Source organism: Lysobacter soyae (assembly GCF_019551435.1).
Taxonomy (GTDB): domain Bacteria; phylum Pseudomonadota; class Gammaproteobacteria; order Xanthomonadales; family Xanthomonadaceae; genus Solilutibacter; species Solilutibacter soyae.
Genome location: NZ_CP080544.1, coordinates 1,426,926 through 1,449,491, shown reverse-complemented (window position 1 = coordinate 1,449,491; position 22,566 = coordinate 1,426,926). Strand labels below are relative to the sequence as shown.

The 22,566-nt window shown below is 58.7% G+C and carries 22 protein-coding genes and 1 tRNA gene; 12 read left to right on the top strand and 11 right to left on the bottom strand.

The genetic code is table 11. The annotated features are described in order from the left end of the window. Positions 1-11: 11 nt before the first annotated feature. Together H8L67_RS06980 and H8L67_RS06975 are read left to right on the top strand one after the other, a co-directional pair. Positions 12-1,259: an EAL domain-containing response regulator gene (locus tag H8L67_RS06980; RefSeq protein WP_220379132.1), complete on the top strand. Its 1,248-nt coding sequence runs from the start codon at positions 12-14 to the stop codon at positions 1,257-1,259. 7 nt (positions 1,260-1,266) lie between these two features. After that, positions 1,267-1,342, top strand: a tRNA-Thr gene (locus tag H8L67_RS06975). Positions 1,343-1,354: 12 nt separating this feature from the next. On the opposite strand, the gene H8L67_RS06970 is transcribed toward H8L67_RS06975, so the two are convergent. Further along, a complete protein-coding gene (locus H8L67_RS06970) occupies positions 1,355-2,227 on the bottom strand; it encodes an MBL fold metallo-hydrolase (RefSeq protein ID WP_220379131.1) in 873 nt (290 codons plus the stop codon). 132 nt (positions 2,228-2,359) lie between these two features. Here H8L67_RS06970 and H8L67_RS06965 point away from each other — a divergent pair, with 132 nt between their 5' ends. After that, positions 2,360-3,820 (top strand): XVIPCD domain-containing protein, encoded by a 1,461-nt coding sequence (locus H8L67_RS06965; RefSeq protein WP_220379130.1) that lies wholly within the window; start codon positions 2,360-2,362, stop codon positions 3,818-3,820. Between the two features lie 14 nt (positions 3,821-3,834). Here H8L67_RS06965 and H8L67_RS06960 read toward each other — a convergent pair whose 3' ends face one another. Together H8L67_RS06960 and H8L67_RS06955 are read right to left on the bottom strand one after the other, a co-directional pair. Further along, entirely contained in the window at positions 3,835-4,242 is a 408-nt protein-coding gene (locus H8L67_RS06960; RefSeq protein ID WP_220379129.1) for a fluoride efflux transporter FluC, read from the bottom strand. Between the two features lie 10 nt (positions 4,243-4,252). Next, the gene (locus H8L67_RS06955) at positions 4,253-6,463 is read right to left on the bottom strand and encodes a M3 family metallopeptidase (protein WP_255555907.1); all 2,211 of its coding nucleotides are present in this window, start codon (positions 6,461-6,463) and stop codon (positions 4,253-4,255) included. Positions 6,464-6,591: 128 nt separating this feature from the next. Here H8L67_RS06955 and H8L67_RS06950 point away from each other — a divergent pair, with 128 nt between their 5' ends. Both H8L67_RS06950 and H8L67_RS06945 read left to right on the top strand, forming a co-directional pair. Next, positions 6,592-7,020 carry a CBS domain-containing protein gene (locus H8L67_RS06950; RefSeq protein ID WP_220379128.1) on the top strand — a complete coding sequence of 143 codons (429 nt, stop codon included), beginning with the start codon at positions 6,592-6,594 and terminating at the stop codon, positions 7,018-7,020. Between the two features lie 13 nt (positions 7,021-7,033). Then, entirely contained in the window at positions 7,034-7,516 is a 483-nt protein-coding gene (locus tag H8L67_RS06945) for a glutathione peroxidase (protein WP_220379127.1), read from the top strand. 179 nt (positions 7,517-7,695) lie between these two features. Here the strand turns inward: H8L67_RS06945 and H8L67_RS06940 are convergent, their stop codons facing one another. Both H8L67_RS06940 and H8L67_RS06935 read right to left on the bottom strand, forming a co-directional pair. After that, complete coding sequence (locus H8L67_RS06940) at positions 7,696-8,508, bottom strand: ferredoxin--NADP reductase (protein WP_220379126.1); 813 nt, start codon at positions 8,506-8,508, stop codon at positions 7,696-7,698. Between the two features lie 157 nt (positions 8,509-8,665). Then, positions 8,666-10,519, bottom strand: a complete 1,854-nt coding sequence (locus tag H8L67_RS06935; protein WP_255555906.1) for an ABC transporter ATP-binding protein — start codon at positions 10,517-10,519, stop codon at positions 8,666-8,668. 133 nt (positions 10,520-10,652) lie between these two features. Here H8L67_RS06935 and H8L67_RS06930 point away from each other — a divergent pair, with 133 nt between their 5' ends. Next, positions 10,653-12,170, top strand: a complete 1,518-nt coding sequence (locus H8L67_RS06930; protein WP_220379125.1) for a fumarate hydratase — start codon at positions 10,653-10,655, stop codon at positions 12,168-12,170. Positions 12,171-12,233: 63 nt separating this feature from the next. On the opposite strand, the gene H8L67_RS06925 is transcribed toward H8L67_RS06930, so the two are convergent. Together H8L67_RS06925 and H8L67_RS06920 are read right to left on the bottom strand one after the other, a co-directional pair. Further along, entirely contained in the window at positions 12,234-13,265 is a 1,032-nt protein-coding gene (locus tag H8L67_RS06925; RefSeq protein WP_220379124.1) for a mechanosensitive ion channel family protein, read from the bottom strand. Then, the gene (locus tag H8L67_RS06920; RefSeq protein ID WP_220379123.1) at positions 13,262-13,762 is read right to left on the bottom strand and encodes a DUF456 domain-containing protein; all 501 of its coding nucleotides are present in this window, start codon (positions 13,760-13,762) and stop codon (positions 13,262-13,264) included. Before H8L67_RS06920 ends, H8L67_RS06925 begins: the two co-directional genes overlap by 4 nt. Positions 13,763-14,002: 240 nt before the next feature. Between H8L67_RS06920 and H8L67_RS06915 the strand changes: the two genes are divergently transcribed. After that, complete coding sequence (locus H8L67_RS06915) at positions 14,003-14,212, top strand: cold-shock protein (RefSeq protein ID WP_166297147.1); 210 nt, start codon at positions 14,003-14,005, stop codon at positions 14,210-14,212. 200 nt (positions 14,213-14,412) lie between these two features. Here H8L67_RS06915 and H8L67_RS06910 read toward each other — a convergent pair whose 3' ends face one another. Both H8L67_RS06910 and H8L67_RS06905 read right to left on the bottom strand, forming a co-directional pair. Further along, entirely contained in the window at positions 14,413-14,874 is a 462-nt protein-coding gene (locus H8L67_RS06910) for a glycine zipper 2TM domain-containing protein (protein ID WP_220379122.1), read from the bottom strand. Between the two features lie 127 nt (positions 14,875-15,001). Then, complete coding sequence (locus H8L67_RS06905) at positions 15,002-15,448, bottom strand: cytochrome c (RefSeq protein ID WP_220379121.1); 447 nt, start codon at positions 15,446-15,448, stop codon at positions 15,002-15,004. 57 nt (positions 15,449-15,505) lie between these two features. On the opposite strand from H8L67_RS06905, the gene H8L67_RS06900 reads away from it, so the two are divergent. Then, positions 15,506-16,291 (top strand): tRNA threonylcarbamoyladenosine dehydratase, encoded by a 786-nt coding sequence (locus H8L67_RS06900; protein ID WP_220379120.1) that lies wholly within the window; start codon positions 15,506-15,508, stop codon positions 16,289-16,291. On the opposite strand, the gene H8L67_RS06895 is transcribed toward H8L67_RS06900, so the two are convergent. Further along, the gene (locus H8L67_RS06895; protein WP_255555905.1) at positions 16,275-17,063 is read right to left on the bottom strand and encodes a TatD family hydrolase; all 789 of its coding nucleotides are present in this window, start codon (positions 17,061-17,063) and stop codon (positions 16,275-16,277) included. The two genes, H8L67_RS06900 and H8L67_RS06895, sit on opposite strands and share 17 nt — an antisense overlap. Before the next feature lie 3 nt (positions 17,064-17,066). After that, positions 17,067-17,303, bottom strand: a complete 237-nt coding sequence (locus H8L67_RS06890; RefSeq protein ID WP_220379119.1) for a DUF6116 family protein — start codon at positions 17,301-17,303, stop codon at positions 17,067-17,069. 185 nt (positions 17,304-17,488) lie between these two features. On the opposite strand from H8L67_RS06890, the gene H8L67_RS06885 reads away from it, so the two are divergent. From H8L67_RS06885 to H8L67_RS06870, 4 genes are all read left to right on the top strand, one after another. Further along, positions 17,489-18,316 (top strand): glycine zipper 2TM domain-containing protein, encoded by an 828-nt coding sequence (locus tag H8L67_RS06885; protein ID WP_220379118.1) that lies wholly within the window; start codon positions 17,489-17,491, stop codon positions 18,314-18,316. Between the two features lie 100 nt (positions 18,317-18,416). Further along, on the top strand, positions 18,417-19,580 hold the full coding sequence (locus H8L67_RS06880) for an acyl-CoA dehydrogenase family protein (protein WP_220379117.1): 1,164 nt from the start codon (positions 18,417-18,419) through the stop codon (positions 19,578-19,580). A 9-nt stretch (positions 19,581-19,589) separates the two neighbouring features. Then, positions 19,590-20,183 (top strand): GNAT family N-acetyltransferase, encoded by a 594-nt coding sequence (locus H8L67_RS06875; RefSeq protein WP_220379116.1) that lies wholly within the window; start codon positions 19,590-19,592, stop codon positions 20,181-20,183. Between the two features lie 12 nt (positions 20,184-20,195). After that, positions 20,196-22,466 carry a thiamine pyrophosphate-dependent enzyme gene (locus tag H8L67_RS06870; protein WP_220379115.1) on the top strand — a complete coding sequence of 757 codons (2,271 nt, stop codon included), beginning with the start codon at positions 20,196-20,198 and terminating at the stop codon, positions 22,464-22,466. The last annotated feature ends 100 nt before the right edge of the window (positions 22,467-22,566 follow it).

Here is a 22,566-nt window from a genome sequence, read left to right as displayed (position 1 = left end):
ACGGAAGTGTGATGAAACGCTCGGTCGCCAGACTCCTGATTTTGGATGACCAAGAAGATCTGGCGCGTAACTTGCGCTGGATCGCCGAAGACATCGGTTTCGAAGTGCAATGCGTTACCAGCGCCAAAGAATTTTTTGAGGTCGTTGAAGGCTTCGCCCCCACGCATGTGGCGCTCGATTTGGTCGTTCCGGATATGGATGGCGTGGAAATCATGCGCCGCCTTTCCATCACCGATTTCAATGCCGCGCTGATCCTGACCAGCGGCATGGGAAAACGCGTGCTCGAATCCGCCCGCACCACCGGGGCGGAACGGGGCTTGCAGATCTTGGGCATTTTGCCCAAACCCTTCAGTCCGATCGAGCTACGCAAGTTGTTGTCCGCGGCCGCGCCGGATCAGGTGGCGGACGATACACCGACGCGCGCACCGAGTGTCGATGAAGTTGCGCAGGCGATCGATGCCGAGGCCTTCACGATCGTCGCGCAACCCAAAGTCGATCTGCGATCGGGGCGCGTGGTGGGTGCGGAAATTCTGGGTCGGTGGCATTCCGACATGCTCGGATCGGTCTCACCTGAAGTCTTTGTGCGCATTGCTGAGCAGAACGGCATCATGTCGGGTTTGTGTACGTCCACCTTTACCCAAGCCTTGGACTGGTTTTCGCGCAGTCCGTTGAAGGCGGATGGCGGCCATCTCTCTTTGAATCTATCGACCACTTGCCTCTCTGATGTGACCTTGGCAGATCGCATTGAGGCTGCCTGCGTGGCAAGAGACGTGGCGACACAGTCGTTGGTGTTGGAGATCACCGAGTCGGTGGCCATGGACCGAACGGCAGATTCCTTCGATACCCTGACGCGTTTGCGTTTGAAAGGCTTCCGGCTCAGCGTCGACGATTTCGGAACCGGCTATTCATCGCTGATCCAGTTGGCAAGATTGCCGCTGACCGAACTCAAGATCGACCGCTCTTTCGTGATGGCCTTGAGCCACTCCACGGACGCGCACCGTATCGTGGATGCGACCATTCGCTTGGCACAGGGGATGGACTTGGTGAGCGTCGCCGAAGGGGTGGAAGACCCGCAGTCGCTGGCCGATCTCCGTGATATGGGCTGCGATCTCGCTCAAGGCTTTTACTTGGCGAAGCCGATGGTGCCAAGCGCGCTCGATGCGTGGTTCACGCAAAATCAAGGCATCAGCCACGACATTCAGGGCCTGCCAGGCCAAGGCGCGCCGGTTGACCGGACTTCGGGTGCTACCCTAAAATAGTCGGCTCGCCGGAATAGCTCAGTTGGTAGAGCGGCGCATTCGTAATGCGTAGGTCGTAGGTTCGATTCCTATTTCCGGCACCATTCTTCTCGCTCTCAGTCGCTACTGCCGATCTGATTGAGCGGAAACCGCAAGTACCGAACGCCGCTGGCGTCCGGCGGCGGCAATTCCCCTGCACGAATATTCACCTGTAGCGCGGCGTACAAGAGCTTGGGTACGGATAGCGTGGCGTCACGCGCGCTGCGCAGCGCAACATAGTCGTCTTCAACGGTGCCATTGGCGAGATGCACGTTTTGATTGCGCTGTGCGTCGACTGAAGTGATCGCATGCGCAGCGCGTTCCGGCGGCGGGTAGTCGTGACACAGATAGAGTCGCGTCGCGGGTGGGAGTTCGAGCAATCGCTGAATGGACTGATACAAGGTGCGCGCATCACCGCCGGGAAAATCCGCGCGTGCGGTCCCGGTCTCCGGGGCAAACACGGTGTCGCCGACAAACGCGGCGTCTCCGATCAAGTAGGTCAGGCTATCGTCGGTGTGGCCCGGCGTGGCCATCACCCGGACCGACAACGCGCCGATATTGAAGACATCGCCGTCATCGAACAACTGGTCAAACTGACTGCCATCGACCGGGAAATCCGCTTCAAGCCCAAAGACCGCCTTGAAGTGCGCTTGTACGCGACAGATGCCCCGGCCGATGGCTACCTTGGCGCCGGTGGCGGCTTTCAAGTACGCCGCGGCGGTCAGATGATCCGCATGCGCGTGAGTTTCCAAAATCCAGTCCACCGACAGTTGGTGATCACGAACGAAGGCGAGCAATCGATCCGCGCTGGCTGTAGTGGTGCGCGCGGCAACGGCATCGAAGTCAAGCACAGGGTCGATGATGGCGGCATGTCCGCCGTCCTGGTCGTACACGACATACGAAAACGTGAATGTGGCGGGATCGTGGAAACTCTGGACGCAGGGATTCATGGTGTGGGTCCGGATGCTGGTCGGCGGTGGCCGAGAATCAGGTAATCCTGACAGCTTTGGGCAGAGCGCGCGTTCAAAATCCGTGGATAGGCTCGTACGCAGAGGGCCTTCGCCAGCCACGGGAGAGAACGCATGACGCCGAAAATCCAATCGCTTTTCGAGGCCGCAGAGTCCGGGCCGAAAGGGTACAACGCCTATAACCGTGGCACCAAAACCGATGCGCAAGGCGTCCGCAACATCATTCCCGCGACCCGGGACATCGATTTTTCCGCGTTGACGCTGAAAGAGGTGATGGCACTACAAAAATTGCCGAAGTCGAACACGGATTCGGTTTTCGCCGTAGGTCTTTATCAGCTCACGCCGGACACCACGAAACACGCGGTTGAAGCGCTCAAGTTGAAGGACACAGAGAAGTTCACGCCGGAATTGCAAGACCGCATTTTCAGCGACTATCTCCTCCAGCAGAAGCGTCCGGCCATCGCCGCTTATATCCGGAACGAAGGCAAGAACTCGCTCAAGTCTGCGCAGCACGAGCTTTCCAAGGAATGGGCCGGGATGCCGGACCCTTACAAGGACGGCGCCTCACACTATGGCAAAGGCACGTCGAACAAGGCCCACGTCACACTCGACGTTTCCAAAAACTTTCTGGAAGATTTGCGCGCGGATTACGCCCAGCTGCGGAAAGAGGGCTTGAGCAAAACGGCCGCATGGTCAGGGCTGTTTGATGGTCGAACCATTGTGCACACCCCTGATGTCGTGGCCGCACCCACGCCGGAAACCGCGCCAACCAAAAAGCCCAATACGCCTTCGAAAAAACCCACGGAAGACCAGCCGGGTTTGCTGGATGATCTGAAAGACATTCCGCTATTCAAGTCCATGCAGGACGCGTTGGAAAAAATCACGGGCCCGGCGCTCGGTAAACGCTTGGATGAGGTGTTGGAAAACATCGACGAGCGCGCCATTCTCGGTGTGGTCGACAAATCCCTGAAGAACGCCGGTGATGCGGCGAGCGACTCCTTGAAGGCGCTCAACGAGAAGTTCAAACAAACCATGAGCGATCACATTCCCATCCAAATCACACCAAAGGCCATTGCCACGCCGGTCTATCCCGTACCCGTCAAACGCACCGATGTGCCGCTGCCGGCACAAACGCAGGTGCCCAAACAGGATGCAGTCGTCAAAGCAGCCGCAGTCACTGCTGTCGCCGAGCGCCCCGTTTGCGTGCGCCTGGACGACCACAGTCAACGGCTCTTGCATCAAGTGGAGGCGCAACTTGCCGGGGAGGCAGGGCAAAGGCTTGGCGCCATGAGCGAAGCGGACGCCACACGTTTGCTGCATGCCGTGGTTGCCGAAGCACGGGTCAGTGGCTTCAAGCATGTGGTGGAACTGCAGGTGACGAAAGACCGGAATGGCCTGATCGCGTTTGACGGCGCACCGGATTCACCGGCTAGCCGCCGTCTCTATGTCGATCGCGCACAAGCGGCCGCGCAATCGCTCGAGCGCAGCGCCGCCATCATCAATGTCGAAGCCGTGGCCATTGAACAACACTTCACCGACGCGCCCAAGCAAACGGCACAACTGTCACCGCGATGAAGCGCTGTGTTGGGTCAATCGCCCGAGGTCGTCAGTTTGAAGGCCAACGCCATACCGGCTGACGCGGCGAGCACGCCGAGGACGATACTGGACAGGGCATAGGCCAAAGCGGTTTTCCAATCGCCGCTCTGAAAGAGTTGGACGGTTTCCAAACCGAATGCCGAAAAGGTGGTAAAGCCGCCCATGAGTCCGATGATCAGGAAAGCGCGGGGCAGGGCCGGATCGGCAAAGAACTTTGCCACCAATACCACCAACAATCCGGCCACAAAACAACCGAGGACGTTCAGTGCCAAGGTGCCGAGGAAAGCGCGCTGCGGCCCGAGTGATGAGGCCGCAGCAAACGCGAAGCCGTAGCGCGCCAGAGCACCCATTGCGCCGCCGGAAGCGACGCACAGGGCCATTTTCAACGCGGAAGCTTCCATCAGCGACCGATTACTTTTTTGCCTTGACCAAACCGTGACGTTCAAGCAACGGACGGATGTCGGGTTCGCCGCCGTAGAAGTTCTTGAACAAGACCAAGGCATCTTCGCTGCCACCCTTCGAGAGCAGCATGTTGCGGAAGCGATCACCGTTCGCGCGCTTCAAGCCACCGTTCTTATGCATCCATTCCACGGTATCCGCGTCAAACACTTCGGACCAGGTGTACGCGTAGTAGCCCGCTGCGTAGCCTTCCATGATGTGCTTGAAATAGGGCGTGCGATAACGCGGCGGCACCGGCGTGTAGTCCAGGCCGACGTCTTTCAAGGCTTTGGCTTCAAAAGCCATGACCCCGGCGGCGGCCGGCAACTTGTCAGCAGAGACTTGGTGCCAGCGTTGATCGAGCAGCGTTGCGCCCATCACTTCGGTCATGCCGAAACCGGCGTTGAACTTGGAGGCCTTGGCGACTTTGTCCAGCAGTTCGCGCGGCATGACTTCGCCGGTCTTCCAATGCTTGGCGTAGTTCGCGATCACTGTCGGATCTTCCGCCCACATTTCGTTGACCTGCGACGGATATTCGACGAAATCGCGCGGCACGTCGGTGCCCGAGAAGTAGGGGTACTTCACGTCGGAGAAGATGCCGTGCAGCACGTGACCGAATTCGTGGAACGCAGTGGTGACGTCATCCCATGTCATCAGTCCGGGTTCGCCGGCGGCCGGCTTGGTCACGTTCAAGTGCAATGCCGCGACGGTGTGTTGGTTCAACAAATCGTTCTGGTCGACGTAGGTCGACATCCATGCGCCGCCTTGTTTTGACGGGCGTGCAAACGGATCCACGATGACAATGGCGAACTTGCTGCCATCGGCATTGAATGCGTCGTAGGTGCGAACGTCCGGATGATAGACAGGCAAATCCGTCCGGCGCTTCAGCGTGATGCCATACAACTCGTGTGCTGCGAAGAACACACCGTTTTCAAGCACATTGCTCCATTCCAGATAAGGCTTCAGCTGGCCTTCGTCGAATGCGTACTGTTCCTTGCGCAACTTCTCGCTGTAGAACATCCAGTCCCACGGCTCAAGCTTGAAGCTCGGCTGGCCTTTGGCCTTTTGTTCTTTGTCAATCAACGCCTGCAGCAACTTGCCTTCTTCGCGTGCCTTCGCCACGGCAGGGCCGGCGATCTTCTCGAGCATCGCATTCACCGCCGCCGGTGTTTTCGCGGTTTCCTTCGCCATCGAATAGGAAGCGTAGTTCGGATAGCCAAGCAACTTGGCCTTTTCGGCACGCAGTTTCACGAGCTCCGAGAACGGTCCGGTGTTGTCGAACTGGTTGCCGCGGCTGCCGCGCGCCAGCGAGGCTTTGAAAATGCGCTCACGCAAAGCGCGGTCTTCCAGATTCGTAAGGATCGGCTGCTGCGTCGTGTTGAGCAGGGCAATGCGGTATTTGCCTTCCGCGCCATTGGCCTTGGCATTCTCAGCCAACACCTTGATGGCGGCGTCGTCCAGGCCTTTCAGCGAATCGACGGAATCGACAATCACCGCCGAGGCATTCGCTTCAGCCAGCACGTTTTGCGGCAGCTTGGTTTGCAGTGCTGCCACTTGGCCGTTGATGGTCTTGATGCGCTCTTTTTGAGCCGGCGTCAGCTTGGCACCGGCGCGCACGAAGTCAAGGTCGTAACGCTCAATCAGGCGCACGCTTTGCGGATCCAGACCGAGGCTGTTGCGGCGCGTGTACAAGTCGTCAATGCGTTTGAACAGCGTGTCATTCAAGAACTTGCTGTCGTTGTGGGCTTCGAACTTCGGTGCGTATTCCGAATCCAATGCATTGATGGCATCGTTCGAATCCGCGCTGGTGAGGTTGCTGAAAACATAGCGAGCTCGCTTCAGCAGCTGTCCGGATTTTTCCATTTCCAGAATGGTGTTTTCGAAAGTGGGTGCATCCGCGTTGTTGGCGATCTTGTCCCATTCGGCTTTCTGGTCGGCCATGCCGCGATCGAACGCGGGGCCGAAATGTTCGACTTTGATCTTGTCGAACTGCGGGTATTCGTATTCGAGCGTGCTCGCTTCGAAGAACGGGTTGCTGGCGGTGGCTGGCATATCTATCGTCTGCCCTTGTTCGGCGGAAGTGTCTTTGATGACCGAGCTGCTGCTGCAACCCGCAAGTGTGACCCCCATGCCCACCGTGAGCGCCACGGCAAGCGGTGATTTCGCAAGCTTATTGATTCGCATTGTTGAGCCCCATGAACGAATCTTGAAGCCTAACCGATTCAAGGTGGATGCTGCGTCGACATTTCACGCAGGTACTACTGCGGCGGGTTCAGGCTTCGGGGTATCCCCCATCCAGAAGGACTTGAAGCATGAACGTAGAAGACGTGATGACCAAAAACCCGGCCAGCTGCAACGTCAACAGCTCGCTGAAAGATGTCGCGGCCTTGATGCAGCAAAACGACTGCGGTCAGATCCCGGTGGTGGACGATCAAAACAAGCCCGTTGGTGTGATCACCGATCGGGACATTGCCGTGCGCGCTGTCGCCAAGGGTGTGGATGTGTCCAATTCAACGGTCAAAGAATTCATGAGCTCGCCGGTCAACAGCATCTGCTTCAACATGCCGTTGAAAGATGCGGTCTGCCAAATGGAAGCCGAAAGTGTTCGTCGCATCCCGGTGGTCTGCGAACAAGGTACTCTCAAGGGCATGTTGTCGTTGGCGGATCTCGCCAAAGCCGACAAACATGAAGCCACTGCCGAGCTGGTCAAAAAGGTCAGCGAAGCGCCCGCGCAAAAATAACAGGATCGTTTGAATGGGCAGCCTCAAAGATTTTTCCGCCACGGATATTGCCGGCAATACCCAGTCGTTGTCGGCCTACGAAGGCAAGGTCGTATTGGTGGTGAACGTCGCCAGCAAGTGCGGGTTCACCCCGCAATACGAGGGGTTGCAGAAGCTGTGGGAAACCTATCGCGACCGCGGATTCGTGGTGCTGGGTTTCCCCTGCGACCAATTCGGACATCAGGAGCCCGGCACTGAAGCCGACATCGCCGCGTTCTGCAAGCTCGACTACGGTGTCGATTTCCCCATGTTTGCGAAAATCGACGTCAACGGCGCCAATACCCATCCGCTGTGGGCTTGGATGAAAAGCCAACAGAGTGGTTTCTTGGGTATTGCTGCGATCAAGTGGAACTTCAGCAAGTTCCTTATCGGTCGCGATGGGCAGGTGTTGAACCGGTATGCGCCGACGGATAAGCCGGAATCTTTGGCTGGGGATATTGAGAAGGCTTTGGGTTGAGGTTCTCTTAAGAGCGACTCATCCGCCCCCTTTGGGGGCACCCTCTCCATCAAACATGGAGAGGGAAGACCTGGCCCTTCTCCACAAAGTGGAGAAGGTGGCGCGCAGCGCCGGATGAGGCGATTTTCCCTTCTCCACAATGTGGAGAAGGTGGCGCGCAGCGCCGGATGAGGCCGCTCTTACTTCTCCACAAACGCCCGCTCAAACACATACTCCCCCGGCATCCCGATGCGCGGCGCTGCCGAGAACCCGCGAGCATCCAACAGCTCACGGAAATCCTGCAACATCGCCGGACTCCCGCAAATCATCGCGCGGTCGTATTTGGCATCCAGATCATCTAATCCCAGGAAGCGAGTCATGCGGCCATCCGCCAACATGTCTGTGATTCTGCCGTGATGGTCGTTACCCTTGAACTCGAACGCTTCGCGCGACACCGCTGGGAAGTAAAGCAGTTTGTCGCGAACAATGTCGCCGAGAAATTCGTGATTCGGCAAGGTCTGCTCGAAAAACTCGCGGTAGGCCAAATCTTCCGCACCACGCACGCCGTGGCAGACGATGACTTTCTCAAAGCGTTCGTAGGTTTCCGGATCCTGTGCGACCGACAACCACGGTGCCAGCCCCGTGCCCGTGCCGAGCAAGAACAAATTTCGCCCCGGGTGCAGATCGGAAATCAGCAGGGTGCCCGTGGGCTTGCGGCTGACAAGAATCGGATCACCCACCTTCAAATGCTGCAGCTTCGAAGTGAGCGGACCGTCCTGCACCTTGATGCTGAAGAAGTGCAGTCGCTCGTCCCAATTCGCACTGGCCACCGAATAGGCGCGCACGAGCGGTTTGCTGCGTCCGTCCGGCGTCTCAGTCATCAGTCCGATCATCACGAACTGGCCGTTCTCAAAACGCTGTCCCGAATCGCGTGTGGTGGTGAAACTGAAATAGGCATCGGTCCAGTGATGGACTTCGAGAACGGTTTCAGTGAAATACGGCGATTCAGACATTGAAATAGGGCACAGGACTAAACCCGCACATTTTACTTGGCAAGAAGGGGGTCAGAGTGAGTTTTCCCGAAAATGGGGTCAGATGAAATTTTGCCGTCGAGTGTTTTGCTTGCGCTTGGCAAAAGTCCGGCAAAATTTCATCTGACCCCATTTTTAGCTAGCGATAGCCTTGGGCTTGGAGTTCGAACAGCTCGGCATAGCGGCCACCTTGGGCCATCAGCTGCTCATGCGTGCCCGAGGCCTCGACCTTGCCGTGGGCGAGCACCAGAATCCGGTCTGCCATACGCACGCTTGAGAAACGGTGGCTGATCAAGACAGCCGTCTTCTCGTCGCTTAGCTCCTTGAATCGCTCGAAGACTTCAAACTCCGCCCGGGCATCCAATGCGGCGGTCGGCTCGTCGAGAATCATCACTTGGGCATCGCGCATGTAGGCGCGCGCAATGGCGATTTTCTGCCACTGTCCACCGGAGAGGTCCATGCCTTCCTTGAAACGACGGCCGATCACTTGCTCATAGCCTTTGGGCAAACCGGCGATCACCTCATCAGCCATCCCGCGTCGCGCCGCGTCTTCGATGCGTGCGCGATTGTTCATGTCTGAAATCTGGCCCACGCCGATGTTCTCGGCGGCGGTCATGTGATAGCGGACAAAGTCTTGGAAGATCACGCCGATGTTGGCGCGCAGTTCGTCCAAGTCGTAATCGCGCAAGTCGCGACCATCCAGCGTGATCCGTCCTTCATCGGGATCGTACAAACGCGCCAGCAACTTCACCAAGGTGGTTTTGCCTGCGCCGTTTTCGCCCACCAAGGCCAGCACTTCGCCGGCATGTAGTTCAAAGCTGAGGTGGCGCAGCGCCCAGTTCTCCGAGCCCTCATAGCGGAAGCCGACGTTGTCGAAGACGAAGCCGGTGCGAATCGGTTTCGGGACGGCAATCGCATCAGCTTTGGAAATGATTTCCGGTTGGATTTCAAAGAACGAATACAAGTCGTCCAGATACAGGGCCTGACTTGCCACTTGGGAGAAGCCGGTCAACAAGCTTTCAAGCAATTGCCGCAAACGGCGGAAACTGCCAGCAAGGAAGGTGAGGTCACCCACACTGAAATCACCGCGGACGGTGCGCCAGGCGATGTAGCCATACGCCACGTAGTAGCCCATGGTGCCGAGCGCGGAGAGCAAGGTGCCCCAGAACGCGCGCTTGCCGGCGAGTGCGCGATTGGCGTCATAAAACTTGTCTGACAGTTCGCGGAAGCGATCGATGAAAAAGTTGTGCAGGCCGAAGATTTTCACTTCCTTCGCCGTTTCCACGCTGGCGCTGGTCTGGCGCAAATATTCGAGCTGACGTCGCTCCGGCGTCCACTGGAAGTTCAAGGAATAGTTCATGGCGTTGAAGTGGGATTCGCCCACAAACGCCGGAATCAAGGCGATGGCCAGCAGCAGCATCAGCCACGGCGCATAAGCAATGAGGCCGGCCGCGAAACTCACCACCGTGATCATGTCCTGCGCTTGACCGAACAACTGCGACAGCAAGTTCATGCGTCCCATGGTCTGGCGACGTGCACGATCGAGCTTGTCTTGCAGATCCGCGTCCTCGAAATCTTCCAAGTCCAGCGTCGCCGCATGCTCCATCAAGCGGATCGACGTCGCATTGGTGAAGCGTTCGGAGAGCAGCGTGTCCACGTAAGACACCAGGCGCCCGAGCAAGTCGGAGACGATGGCGAGCCCGAACTCCAAACCCAGCAACAGCAACAAATGGTTGAGGTGACCCGCATGCCAAGCATCCATCAGGTCATGCGGCACACCGGCGGCGATGAGTCGAATGGCTTCATCAATGATCAGCTTGCCGATGTACAGCGTTGCAATCGGCAAGAAGGCCCGAATCAGCCGGATGCCGATACTGGCGATGGTGAGCGGTTTGCTGGTCGACCAGATCTCGCGCAAAAACGGCGGGATGTTGCGCATAGCGCCGACGCGTTGGCGGAAGTCGAGATTTTGCGGGGGGAGGGGTGGCGGCATCGGGGCAGTTTGCGCAATGCGGTGTTGAGGGGGTGTGGAGAAAAACGTTCGGAGGGGCTTGGCGCGGGTCTATTTGGACGCGTTGCGGCCAGCGGCTAAAATGGCGGTTTCCGTTCGAACCCACCCCAGACCCATGACCGCCATCCGCCAGGAAGACTTCATCCAATCCGTCGCCGACGCGCTGCAGTACATCTCGTACTACCACCCGGTGGACTACATCAAGAGCCTGGCCGCCGCCTATGAGCGCGAGGAATCGACCGCAGCGAAAGACGCGATGGCGCAGATCCTGATCAACTCGCGCATGTGCGCCGAAGGACATCGTCCGATTTGCCAAGACACCGGCATCGTCACTGTGTTCCTCGAAATCGGCATGAATGTCTCCTGGCCCGATGCCACGATGGGCGTCGAAGACATGGCCAACGAAGGCGTGCGTCGCGCCTACAACAACGAAGACAACAAACTGCGCGCTTCGGTGCTGGCCGATCCGGCGGGCAAGCGCAAGAACACCGGCGACAACACGCCGGCCGTCGTCAATATCAAAGTCGTGCCCGGCGACAAAGTCGACGTGATTGTGGCGGCCAAGGGTGGTGGCTCTGAGGCCAAGTCCAAGTTCGCGATGTTGAATCCTTCCGACTCCATCGTCGACTGGGTACTGAAAACCGTGCCGACCATGGGCGCGGGCTGGTGCCCTCCCGGCATGTTGGGCATCGGCATCGGCGGCACGGCGGAAAAAGCCATGCTGTTGGCCAAAGAGTCGTTGATGGAATCGATCGACATCAACGAACTCAAAGCGCGCGGTGCGTCAAATCGCGCCGAGGAGTTGCGTCTGGAGTTGTTCGACAAGGTCAATGCCCTGGGTATCGGCGCCCAAGGTCTTGGTGGCCTGACCACGGTGCTCGATATCAAGGTCAAGGATTATCCAACCCATGCCGCCAACTTGCCGGTGGCGATGATCCCGAACTGCGCGGCGACACGCCACGCGCATTTCACTTTGGACGGCAGCGGTCCGGTGATGTTGGATCCGCCGTCGTTGGAGGATTGGCCGGAACTCACCTACGACGCGTCCAAGGGCCGTCGCGTGAATTTGGATGAAGTGACCCGCGACGACGTGGCGTCGTGGAAGCCGGGCGAAGTGATTTTGCTTTCGGGCAAGTTGTTGACGGGTCGCGATGCCGCGCACAAGCGCATGACACAAATGCTGGATGCCGGTGAAACCTTGCCGGTCGATTTGAAGGGACGCTTCATCTACTACGTCGGTCCCGTGGATCCGGTGCGTGATGAGGTAGTGGGCCCTGCCGGTCCGACTACCGCGACGCGTATGGACAAGTTCACGCGCCAAATGCTCGAACAAACCGGTTTGCTTGGCATGGTTGGCAAGGCCGAGCGCGGTCCGGCGGCCATTGATGCCATTCGTGATAACAAATCGGTCTACCTAATGGCGGTGGGCGGTGCGGCGTATCTCGTCAGCAAAGCGATCAAGGGCGCGAAAGTGTTGGCGTTCCCGGATTTGGGGATGGAAGCCATCTACGAATTCGAGGTGCAGGATATGCCCGTCACGGTGGCTGTCGATTCGAACGGCACATCGGTGCATCAGACCGGGCCGAAGGAATGGCAGGCGAAGATTGGGAAGATTCCGGTGGTGGAGATTTAAGAGGCGCCCTCATCCGGCGCTGCGCGCCACCTTCTCCATCGAAGATGGAGAAGGGAAGGTAGGTTAGGGGCGGTCGTCTAGGAGATTGCCGCCTTCGGTTTGGTTGGCGTGCGCGACGGCTTCATCCAAGGTGCGGTCGACGGAGACGTCTCCAGCATGTTGGGCCTCGTTGGCGATATGCGTGGATTCTTCTTCGTTTGTAATTCGCGCGAGAACGACTTTTTGGGTTGCATCCGGCGGCGTGATGCCGGCCTCGCGTAGCTTGCGACGTACCAATCGCATCGCCTCACTGCGCGTTTTCGACAGGTCGCTCTTTTTTTGATCGATCCAGCCAAAGAAATGCAGTGTTGCGCCGTTGTCGGCCAGGTTTTGGATCAGCGCACTGGGCGCGGGATCACTCAGCACCCCGGGAATCTTGGCAATCGTTTCAACGCCAATGTTCATCGCCTGACTCCAGGAGGTGCCGACATCGATGTTGGTGCTGAAATCAAAGCGACGACGCGGGTTGCGCGTGTAGTTCAACATTACCGATTTGAAAACCGTCGCATTCGGCAGCAGCAGCTGATTGCCGTCTGGCGTCATCAGCAAGGTCGCGCGTGAAGTCAATGCCACGACGCGGCCTTCATGCGTATCGATGCGTACCGAGTCGCCGGGATAGAACGGTTGGCGGATGCTGAGCAAAATGCCGGACACGTAGTTTTCGGCAATGTCTTTGAAGGCAAAGCCGAGCACGAGTCCGACCACACCGGCCGAGCCCAGCACCGCGCCCACCAACGAGGTCGCGCCGAGCATGTCGAGCGCGATCAAGACACCGCCGAGCACAATCAGGAATTTGACGATATTGCGCAGCAAGCCGTCCATGTACGGGTTGTGGTTGGAAATCCGGCGCAGGATTTTCATGCGACGGCTGACCCAACTTCCGAACCACATGGCGAACGCGACAATCAGGACGGCCACCACCAGTAGCGGCAGATTCGCGATCAATTTGGCGAACTTTTCTTGCACCTCCGCGAACGAATTCTCCACGGACTGCAAAAAGGGCAGATGCTCGCGCACTGCGGGAATGTCCAACGCGATCATTGAATACAACCTCATGCGAACCACGCCAGCGCAAACAAGCCCAACATCAAAAACGCGATGCCGAGTTTCAACACAATGCCGAAGATCGCACCCAAGGTTGCGCCCACACCGATCTTGGTCGCGGCGCCCAGGTCGCCGCCGGCAAGACTGCGCCGATGGATGATTTCACCGATGGCCGCACCAATGAATGGCCCCACAAAGAGTCCGATCGGACCCAGGACAAACGTCGCAAGTGTGCCGATCGCCGCCCCCAACACGGCCAGCCGGCTGGCGCCCGTCCGTTCCGCACCTTTGGCCGACGCCCAGTAATCCACCACCAAGGAGATGACGGTCAGGAATGCCAAAACCACAAGCGTGATCGCGCCGACGCGTTCGAAATGGTTTGCCCAGGCGGCAAGCAAAAGTCCAATAAAAACAAGGGGTAAGCCGGGAATCGCGGGAAGGAGGGTGCCTGCGATACCGATCAGGATCAGTACGGCGGCTCCCGCGAAATACAGGTGTTGCATGTCCAAGTGAGGCTCCTTGGCGGGGTGGGTGACCGATCAGGCCTTGGGGTCAATTCTGAATAGTCTGCCGGTGCGATTGCAATTTCATCGTGAGGGGGTTACCGTGCGAGTGCTGAGTTTCAAGGGTCACAGTGAACCGTGGCCCGCCGGTGCGGCAACCGTTTTAGGTTTGTCACGCTTTTGCCCGCTTCCTCCTTGTAACCAGCACCATCGTTAAATCAAGTTTGTTACAAGGAGCAATACCAAATGTCGAATCGTGAAATCGGAACCGTGAAGTGGTTCAACGACGCGAAGGGCTTCGGCTTCATCAGCCGTGAAAACGGCGAAGACGTGTTCGTGCACTTCCGCGCGATCCAAATGCAAGGCTTCAAGAGCCTGAAAGAAGGCCAACGCGTCTCTTTCACCGTCGTGCAAGGTCAAAAAGGCCTGCAAGCGGATGCCGTTGAAGCTGCATAATTCTTCGCACGCGCTAGCCGCGTGACAACGAATTGGAAAAGGCCCGCTAACGCGGGCCTTTTTTATTTCCCTCTCCATCTCCGATGGAGAGGGTGGCGCGAAGCGCTGGGTGAGGCGCTCTTAGAAGAACTCTAAAGAGCGCCTCATCCGCCCCTGCGGGGCACCTTCTCCACAAAGTGGAGAAGGGGAGCTTTAGGCGATTAACGTGCCCAGGCGCGCCCGTTATAAACACGCACATACGAGCCTTCGCGAATACCGCTGATATCCGATTGCGAAGTCGTCACATAGCGGCCGTCATCCATGCGCACCGTCACGTTGTAGCTGTTCTGCGTGCGGTTTTGAATGGCGTTACCGGCAATCGCGCCGCCGACCGCACCCGCCACGGTTGCCGTGTTCTGGCGGCCCTTGCTGTCGGTTTGGTTCTTGGCGATTTCATGGGCGGCGACCGCGCCCACCACACCGCCGATGATCGCGCCGGTGGCATTGGGTGCTGTCGATTGCGAGGCCGTGTCGATACGCGTCACGGTGCCGCAGTCATAGCATTGACCGGAGACCGGTCCGGGTGCGCCACTGCCATAGCCGTAGCCGTTGGAGGTCGTGGCACAGGCGCCCAAGGTCATGGTGGCGGCCAGGGCGAGGGCAATCTTTGCGTGCTGCTTCATCGGGATGCTCCGTGTGGGGGTACGCCAACGACGCTAGTCCCACCGAACTGAATGCACCGGCAACCCGGCCAAAAAAAAGCGCCGGTGTTCATGCCGGCGCTCGGGAGATGAAGATGTCTTCACTTCCTCATTTGCGGAAATCCTGGTGGCAGGTCTTGCAGCCGTCACCGATTTGCGCCATGACCTTCTTCAAGCTTTCGCAGCTGGTCGGCGGTGCGCCGAGCGCGCCGTCCAAAGTGTTGCGCAAGTTGCTGGCATGTTGGCCGAATTTGGCATCCGACTCGGACAAAGCCTTGAAGCCCGGCTCGAGGTTATCGGCCATACGGCGAAGCGATTGCAGGTGCGGGATGGTGTCGGTGGCGGCGCATCGATTGGCTTCGACGTTTTGCTTCAATTGGTCCATATGCCAAGACATCACCGTCATGACAGCATCCGGAAAGTGGTCTTTACGGGCTTGATAGGCATTGGTGATCATCACCGTGGCGATGGCACCCAATACCAAGCCGAGCAACAACATGAAAAAATAGCGGCCGAAGGCATTGCCGCTTTGCGGCCTCGGGTTTTCTGTTGACATGGGGTCCTCCTCTGGTACAGCAGAAAGTAGCACGAAACAGAGGATTTTCCCCAGACCATGGATGCAACCACGGAACGATTCGGCGGCATAGACCGCCTGTATGGCAGAGGCACCTTATCGGTGCTTGGCGAGGCGCATGTCGCCGTCGTGGGCGTCGGCGGCGTCGGTTCGTGGGCGGTCGAAGCCCTCGCACGCAGCGGCGTCGGCAAGCTCACCTTGATCGATGCCGATGATATTTGTGTGTCGAACACCAATCGCCAGCTGCCGGCGCTGGAGGGCGCCTACGGGCGTCCAAAGATCACAGAGATGGCTGCACGCTGCCGGGCCATCAACCCGTCCATGCAAATCGTGGAAGTCCAATCCTTTCTGACGCAATCCAACATGGCGGAGTTGCTAAAGGACGGTTTTGATGTCGTGCTCGATGCCTGCGACAGCTTTCGGACCAAGGTCGAGTTGGCCGCCTATTGCAAGCGCAACAAACAAAAATTGGTGATGGTCGGATCCGCCGGCGGGCGCACCGATGTCACGCAAATCCGCGTGCGTGATGTCTCACGCACCGAACACGATGCCATGCTGTCCCTGATTCGCAAGAAGCTGCGTGCCGAATTCAATTTCCCGCGCAACAAGGACCGTTACTTCGGCATCTCGGCGGTGTACTCGCTGGAGAATGTGCAATATCCGCAAGCCGATGGCTCCGTCTGCGGGGTGCGGCCCGCATTAGGCAAAGACGAAATCCTCAGAATGGAATGCGGTGCGGGCTTGGGTGCGGCAACGCATGTAACCGGCGCCTTCGCGTTCGCCGCGGTGGGCAGGGTCTTGGAATTGCTTAAGAAGCGCGGCTAATCCCGAAGAGCTTGCAGGCGGTGTCCGTGGTGTAGCGCGCGATGTCTTCGGGGGCTTCGTCGCGAATGCGTGCCACGTGCGCGAGAACCGTGACAAGCCGGGCCGGCTCATTGCGCCGCCCCTGCCACGCCGAGTCCGGTTGATCCGGAGAATCGGTTTCCAGAACAAACCCATCGCGCGGAAGCGTCTTCAACACGCGGTGCATACGTTGCGCGCGCTCATACGTGACAGGCCCGCCGATGCCGAGAACAAACCCCATGTCGATGAGCTGACGGGCTTGCTGTTCACTGCCGGCGAAGCTGTGCACGATGCCGCCGGGCGGTTTGATCCGGCGCAGAGTTTGCAAGACGGCATCCACGGCGCGTCTTGCATGAAGAATCACGGGAAGATGGTGATCCCTTGCGATGCGCAGTTGCGTCTCGAAGTAATGCGTTTGTAGATCCACATCGAGATCGGGCAGAAAAAAGTCGAGTCCGATTTCACCGATGGCGTAGGTCGCGTGTCGTTCGATCCATTCGGGCAAAGCCTGCAAGTCGTCTTCGCGATGCGTCGGCAAATACACCGGATGCAAACCATAGGCGGGCAAGAGCCCTGGATAGGCGTCGCACACGTCGGCCAAGTGCTGCCATCCGGCTCGGTCGATGGCCGGCAGCAATTGCCATTCCACCCCCGCAGATTTCGCCCGCGCAAGCGCGGCGTCGCGATCGTCGTCGAATGCCGCAACGTCGAAATGACTGTGCGTATCGAACAGCAGCACGTCAGACACGCTCACGCATCAGCGTTTGTGGGCTTCACCATCAATGACATTCCCCGTGCTTGGGGCCGACGTCGACCTGCGCTTCAAATTGGCGAGGACCAAGGTGCCGAGACCCAAAAGAATTTCATCAATGAACGGGATCAAATCGGGCACCAGCAGATCGAAGAAAAACAATGCGCCGATGACGGCGAACAAGCGGGGGTGACTCAATCGACCCGCCCACTTCAACAATGGCCCTAGCAGCAGTGCGCGCATGAAAACACCCTCTCGAAATCTGACTAGCACGCTATCACGGTGTGGGTCAGCGCAGGTTTACACAATTGAACCGCTCGGGAACATTCAGCGCGGCGACAGCAAAACAGGCCAAAAAACAGGGGCGGGTTCAGGTGAGAAGGACTCCAATAGGCAGCAGGACATTCAAGGTCCGAAGGAGAACCCGTATGACGAGTGACAACAAGATTCTCGCCGCTTCGATCGCTGCCGCCTTGCTCGTAGGTGGCGGTGCCGTTGCAGCATTCAATGAAATGCGTGCCGCGGGGCATGCGGGCGCGGACGCACCTGTTGCGACGGCCGGTCAATCGTCCGCGACACAAACACTCTTGAACAGTGGCGCGGCGATGCCGGTGCAAACCGCCGCATTCGCCCCTGAAGCCGCGCCTGTCGCGATGGAGACGCGTGCCCCCATTCTTGCCGTCCAGCCGGTCAAGCAGGGCGGGACGGTCTCGGCACGCGTGCTGGATATCGAACCGGTCACCAAGACCATTGCACAAAACACCCCGCGCCAAGTCTGTCGTGATGTCGTGGTGCAAGAACGCTTGCCCGAACGCGACGGGAATATCGGCGGCACCGTGCTCGGCGCTGTGATCGGCGGACTGGCAGGCAACCAGGTGGGTGACGGTCGTGGACGCGACGCCGCGACGGTCGCCGGTGCGGCTGCCGGTGGCTATATCGGTAACCGCATCGACAAGCGTCACGTGGGTGGCCGTGTGGTCAACCGCACCGAGCAGCGTTGCGAGACCGTCACCGATCGCTCGAGCAGCGAAAAGACCATCGCCTACAACGTCACCTATCGCACGCCGGACGGCGACACGGGCATCAAGCGCATGACGCGCAAGCCTGGCACCAATATCCAAGTGGCCGGCGCATCGAGCAGCGCATACGACGTGACCTACCGTTTCGACGGACGTCAGCGCACGGTGCGTTTGGGTGACCGCCCGCGTAGTGACTATTTCCCTGTGGTGGACGGTCGCGTCGTGACGTCGATCTGATATCGAGAAAGCGCAAGCTAGGAAACGGGACCGGCAACGGTCCCGTTTTCCGTGATGGGGGCGGGTAGAATGGGCGTTTCACAACGATTCCGAAACTGCCATGGCTCTGCATCCCTATGATCTGTTCGACGTCCGCTCCCTGTTGACCGAAGAGGAGCGTGCCGTTCAAGACACGGTGGCCCGTTTTACCGACGAGCGCGTGTTGCCGATCATCGGCGAGTGTTTTGACAAGGGCGAGTTTCCCAAAGAATTGATCCCGGAAATGGCCGAGCTCGGCTTGCTGGGTTCGTCACTGCCCGAGGAATACGGCTGTGCCGGGTTGAATGGTGTGAGTTATGGCTTGATTTGCCAGGAATTGGAGCGCGGTGACTCGGGTATCCGCAGCTTCGCCAGCGTGCAAAGTTCCCTGTGCATGTATCCGATTTACGCCTACGGCACGGAAGAACAGAAGCGCCGTTGGTTGCCGGAAATGGCAGCCGGTAGGGCGATCGGCTGTTTTGGTTTGACCGAACCGCATGGCGGCTCCGACCCGGCCAACATGAAGACCCATGCCAAGCGCGATGGTGACGACTGGGTCATCAATGGCTCGAAGATGTGGATCACCAACGGCAACCTCGCCGATATCGCGATCGTATGGGCGCAAACCGAAGACGGTATCCAAGGCTTCTTGCTTGAAAAAGGCATGAAGGGATTCGACGCGCAGGTCATCAAACACAAAATGAGCTTGCGGGCATCGGTCACTTCAGCTTTGTTCTTCGACAACGTTCGCGTGCCCGAAGCCAATCGCTTGCCGAATGTGAAGGGCTTGAAGGGGCCGTTGGGTTGCCTCACGCAAGCGCGTTATGGCATCACCTGGGGTCCGATCGGTGCGGCCATCGCCTGCCTCGACGAAGCGCTCAAGTATTCGAAAGAACGCATCCTGTTCGACCGCCCGGTGGCGGCCACGCAAAGCGCGCAATTGAAGATGGCCGATTGGGCGCGTCGCATCACCGCCGCGCAATTGATCTCGCTGCAATTGGGCCGTTTGAAAGATGCAGGCACCATGCAACCGACCCAAGTGAGCTTGGCAAAGTGGAACAACGTCCGCATGGCCATTGATATCGCCCGCGAGGCACGCGACTTGCTGGGCGGTGCAGGCATCACGACCGAACATTGTCCGATCCGCCATGCATTGAATCTCGAATCCGTGATCACCTACGAAGGCACCGAAACGGTCCATCAGTTGGTGGTGGGTCGTGAGCTGACCGGCATCAACGCGTTCTGATTTCGGACGATGGACGCGGCATCGGCTCACGCCGGTTGGTTTGAAGGCCTGAGCGCCGGCGCACCGGTCATCGAGACGCCGCGTCTGATTCTGCGCGTGCCGGAGAAGGCGGATTTCCCGCGCTTCGCCGAAATGATGGCCGATCCCGCAACCCATTTCATTGGCGGTCCGCTCACGCGCGGGGATGCCTGGCGTCGTTTCCTGATGATGCCGGGTGCGTGGTTGACGCAAGGCTTCGGCATGTTTTCGTTTGTCGAAAAATCTACAGGCCTGTTCATGGGTCAGGCCGGCCCGTGGCAACCCGACGGCTGGCCGGGTACGGAAGTGGGCTATGCCTGCCATCCGGAAGGGCGCGGCCAAGGCTATGTGACCGAAGCATGCACCGCAGCGATCGACTGGGCATTCGATGTCTTGGATTGGCAAGACGTGATTCACAGCGTGGATCCCGACAATGCCGCCTCGGCCAATGTCGCCAAGCGACTCGGCTCGCAATTGTTGCGTACCGGTAAATTTCTTCCTGCGCCCTTGGATGTGAAAGACATCAACATCTGGGGCCAATCCCGTTCCGAGTGGCGCGCACGCCGCGCGCCTTCCACCGTTTGATTGGGTAATTTCATGTTTGCGTCTGTTCCCAACCCCATCCCCGCACGGATGAAAGACCTCAACCGCGCCAAGATTTGCGACGTCAATTTCGTCGAGTTCGTCAAAGCGTGGAACGGTCAAAAAGATGCCAGGCCGGCACCCGATGAACCGGTGCTTGAAGGCAGCGCATTGGATGCGCGCGGCTTCCGCGAGTTGTTCGAATCGCAAATGATTTCCCGCCACCTCGACTTGATGGCGCGAGTCTTGCGTGTGCAAAACAAGGTGTTTTACACCATCGGTTCGTCGGGTCACGAAGGCAATGCCATGGTGGCGCGCGCGACCCGTCATACCGATCCGGCGTTCTTGCATTACCGCAGCGGCGGCTTCATGGCCGAGCGTTTCCGCAAACTGCCTGGCATGGATCCGATCATGGATTCGGCGCTGAGCTTTGCCGCAAGCGCCGAAGACCCGGCCAGTGGCGGGCGGCATAAGGTTTGGGGCAGCAAACCCTTGTGGGTGTTGCCGCAAACGTCGACCATCGCCTCGCATCTGCCAAAAGCCTTGGGCACGGCCATCGCGATTGAAGCCGGCAAGCGTTTGCGCACCGGATTGCCGATTCCCGACGACAGCATTGCGATTTGTTCTTTCGGTGACGCTTCGGCAAATCATGCGACGGCGCAAACCGCGTTCAATGCCGCGTCGTGGACGGCGTATCAAAAATTGCCTGCACCGGTTTTGTTTGTCTGCGAAGACAACGGCATCGGGATTTCCGTGAAGACGCCGAACGACTGGATTTCCGCGTCGTTCCGCAATCGTCCCGACTTGGACTACTTCTACGCCGACGGCTTGGATCTTGCCAGCGGGTATGCGGATGTCGTGAAGGCGGTTGACCATTGCCGCAAGACACGCCGGCCGACTTTCCTGCATTTGCGCACCACCCGCATCATGGGCCACGCCGGCACCGATTTCGAAATCGAATGGCGTTCGTTCGAAGAGCTGTGCGCGGTCGAGGCCAATGATCCGTTGCTGCGCTCTGCCGCGATCGGTCTCGAATCCGGCTTGATGAGCAAGCTGGAAATCCTCGCGCTCTACGAGGAAACGCGGAAGAAATGTTTCGATGCCGCGGAAGATGCGGATCAAAGGCCGCGCATCGAAACGCTGGAACACGTCATGGCGCCGCTCGCCCCCTATACGCCGGACAAGGTCATGGCCGAGGCGAAGCGGGCGGATTATCAAGCCACGCGCGAACAGGTTTTCGGCGGTGAAGAGAAATTGCCGGAAGTACAGGCGCCCAAGCATCTGGCGATCCAGATCAACCAGGCCTTGCACGACTTGATGGCGAAGTATCCGGAAACCTTGTTGTTCGGCGAAGACGTCGCGCAAAAAGGCGGTGTGTATACGGTGACCAAGGGGTTGCACAAAGCCTTTGGCAACCGTCGTGTGTTTAACACCTTGTTGGACGAAACCATGATCCTGGGCATGGCCCAGGGTTTTGCCAACATGGGCATGTTGCCGATCCCTGAAATCCAATACCTCGCGTACCTGCACAACGCCATCGATCAAATTCGCGGTGAAGCGTGCAGCTTGCAGTTCTTCAGCAACAATCAGTTCGCCAATCCGATGCTGGTACGCATCGCGGGCCTCGGCTATCAGCGTGGCTTCGGCGGGCATTTCCACAATGACAATTCGATCACCGCTTTGCGCGACATTCCGGGTTTGGTCGTCGGCTGTCCGTCGCGCGGTGATGACGCGGCGATGATGCTGCGCACGTTGGCGGCACTGTCGAAGGTCGACGGACGCGTCAGCGTCTTCCTCGAGCCCATCGCGTTATACATGACCAAGGACTTGTACGAAACCGGCGATGGCGGGTGGCTGACCCAATACCCGGCGCCGGGCGAAGCACTCGTAATCGGCGAACCAAGGGTGTATGCACCTGAGGCGGAAGATTTGGTCATCTTCACCTACGGCAACGGCGTGCCGATGAGTCTGCGCGCCGCGCGTACGATCGAGCAGCAGAAGCAGTGCAAGGTGCGCGTGGTCGATCTGCGTTGGCTGGTGCCTTTGAATGCCGACGCGATCGTGGCGCAAGCCCGCGCCTGCAAACGCGTGGTGGTGGTGGATGAAGGTCGCCACAGCGCGGGAATCGGCGAGGGTGTGCTGACGGCGCTCAGTGAAGGCGGGCAGGGCGGTAAGCCCACAATTCGCGTGTCCGGTGCCGATACGTACACGCCGCTCGCCGGTGCGGCTTTCCTCGTGATTCCGAAGGACGAGGACATCGTGGCTGCCGCTTTGGGACTTTTCTGACGCGGCAAGCGGTTTTCTCCAATCGTTCATGGGCGCCGTGCGCCCTAGTTTGAATGGATCGCCTTGCGGCGATGCCAAATCACACTAGGATCCCGGGGAG

Excerpts from the sequence above, each read along its gene's own strand:
- H8L67_RS06980 (WP_220379132.1), top strand. The coding sequence starts at position 12 with ATGAAACGCTCGGTCGCCAGACTCCTGATTTTGGATGACCAAGAAGAT.
- H8L67_RS06970 (WP_220379131.1), bottom strand. The coding sequence starts at position 2,227 with ATGAATCCCTGCGTCCAGAGTTTCCACGATCCCGCCACATTCACGTTT.
- H8L67_RS06965 (WP_220379130.1), top strand. The coding sequence starts at position 2,360 with ATGACGCCGAAAATCCAATCGCTTTTCGAGGCCGCAGAGTCCGGGCCG.
- H8L67_RS06960 (WP_220379129.1), bottom strand. The coding sequence starts at position 4,242 with ATGGAAGCTTCCGCGTTGAAAATGGCCCTGTGCGTCGCTTCCGGCGGC.
- H8L67_RS06955 (WP_255555907.1), bottom strand. The coding sequence starts at position 6,463 with ATGCGAATCAATAAGCTTGCGAAATCACCGCTTGCCGTGGCGCTCACG.
- H8L67_RS06950 (WP_220379128.1), top strand. The coding sequence starts at position 6,592 with ATGAACGTAGAAGACGTGATGACCAAAAACCCGGCCAGCTGCAACGTC.
- H8L67_RS06945 (WP_220379127.1), top strand. The coding sequence starts at position 7,034 with ATGGGCAGCCTCAAAGATTTTTCCGCCACGGATATTGCCGGCAATACC.
- H8L67_RS06940 (WP_220379126.1), bottom strand. The coding sequence starts at position 8,508 with ATGTCTGAATCGCCGTATTTCACTGAAACCGTTCTCGAAGTCCATCAC.
- H8L67_RS06935 (WP_255555906.1), bottom strand. The coding sequence starts at position 10,519 with ATGCCGCCACCCCTCCCCCCGCAAAATCTCGACTTCCGCCAACGCGTC.
- H8L67_RS06930 (WP_220379125.1), top strand. The coding sequence starts at position 10,653 with ATGACCGCCATCCGCCAGGAAGACTTCATCCAATCCGTCGCCGACGCG.
- H8L67_RS06925 (WP_220379124.1), bottom strand. The coding sequence starts at position 13,265 with ATGAGGTTGTATTCAATGATCGCGTTGGACATTCCCGCAGTGCGCGAG.
- H8L67_RS06915 (WP_166297147.1), top strand. The coding sequence starts at position 14,003 with ATGTCGAATCGTGAAATCGGAACCGTGAAGTGGTTCAACGACGCGAAG.
- H8L67_RS06910 (WP_220379122.1), bottom strand. The coding sequence starts at position 14,874 with ATGAAGCAGCACGCAAAGATTGCCCTCGCCCTGGCCGCCACCATGACC.
- H8L67_RS06905 (WP_220379121.1), bottom strand. The coding sequence starts at position 15,448 with ATGTCAACAGAAAACCCGAGGCCGCAAAGCGGCAATGCCTTCGGCCGC.
- H8L67_RS06900 (WP_220379120.1), top strand. The coding sequence starts at position 15,506 with ATGGATGCAACCACGGAACGATTCGGCGGCATAGACCGCCTGTATGGC.
- H8L67_RS06890 (WP_220379119.1), bottom strand. The coding sequence starts at position 17,303 with ATGCGCGCACTGCTGCTAGGGCCATTGTTGAAGTGGGCGGGTCGATTG.
- H8L67_RS06885 (WP_220379118.1), top strand. The coding sequence starts at position 17,489 with ATGACGAGTGACAACAAGATTCTCGCCGCTTCGATCGCTGCCGCCTTG.
- H8L67_RS06880 (WP_220379117.1), top strand. The coding sequence starts at position 18,417 with ATGGCTCTGCATCCCTATGATCTGTTCGACGTCCGCTCCCTGTTGACC.
- H8L67_RS06875 (WP_220379116.1), top strand. The coding sequence starts at position 19,590 with ATGGACGCGGCATCGGCTCACGCCGGTTGGTTTGAAGGCCTGAGCGCC.
- H8L67_RS06870 (WP_220379115.1), top strand. The coding sequence starts at position 20,196 with ATGTTTGCGTCTGTTCCCAACCCCATCCCCGCACGGATGAAAGACCTC.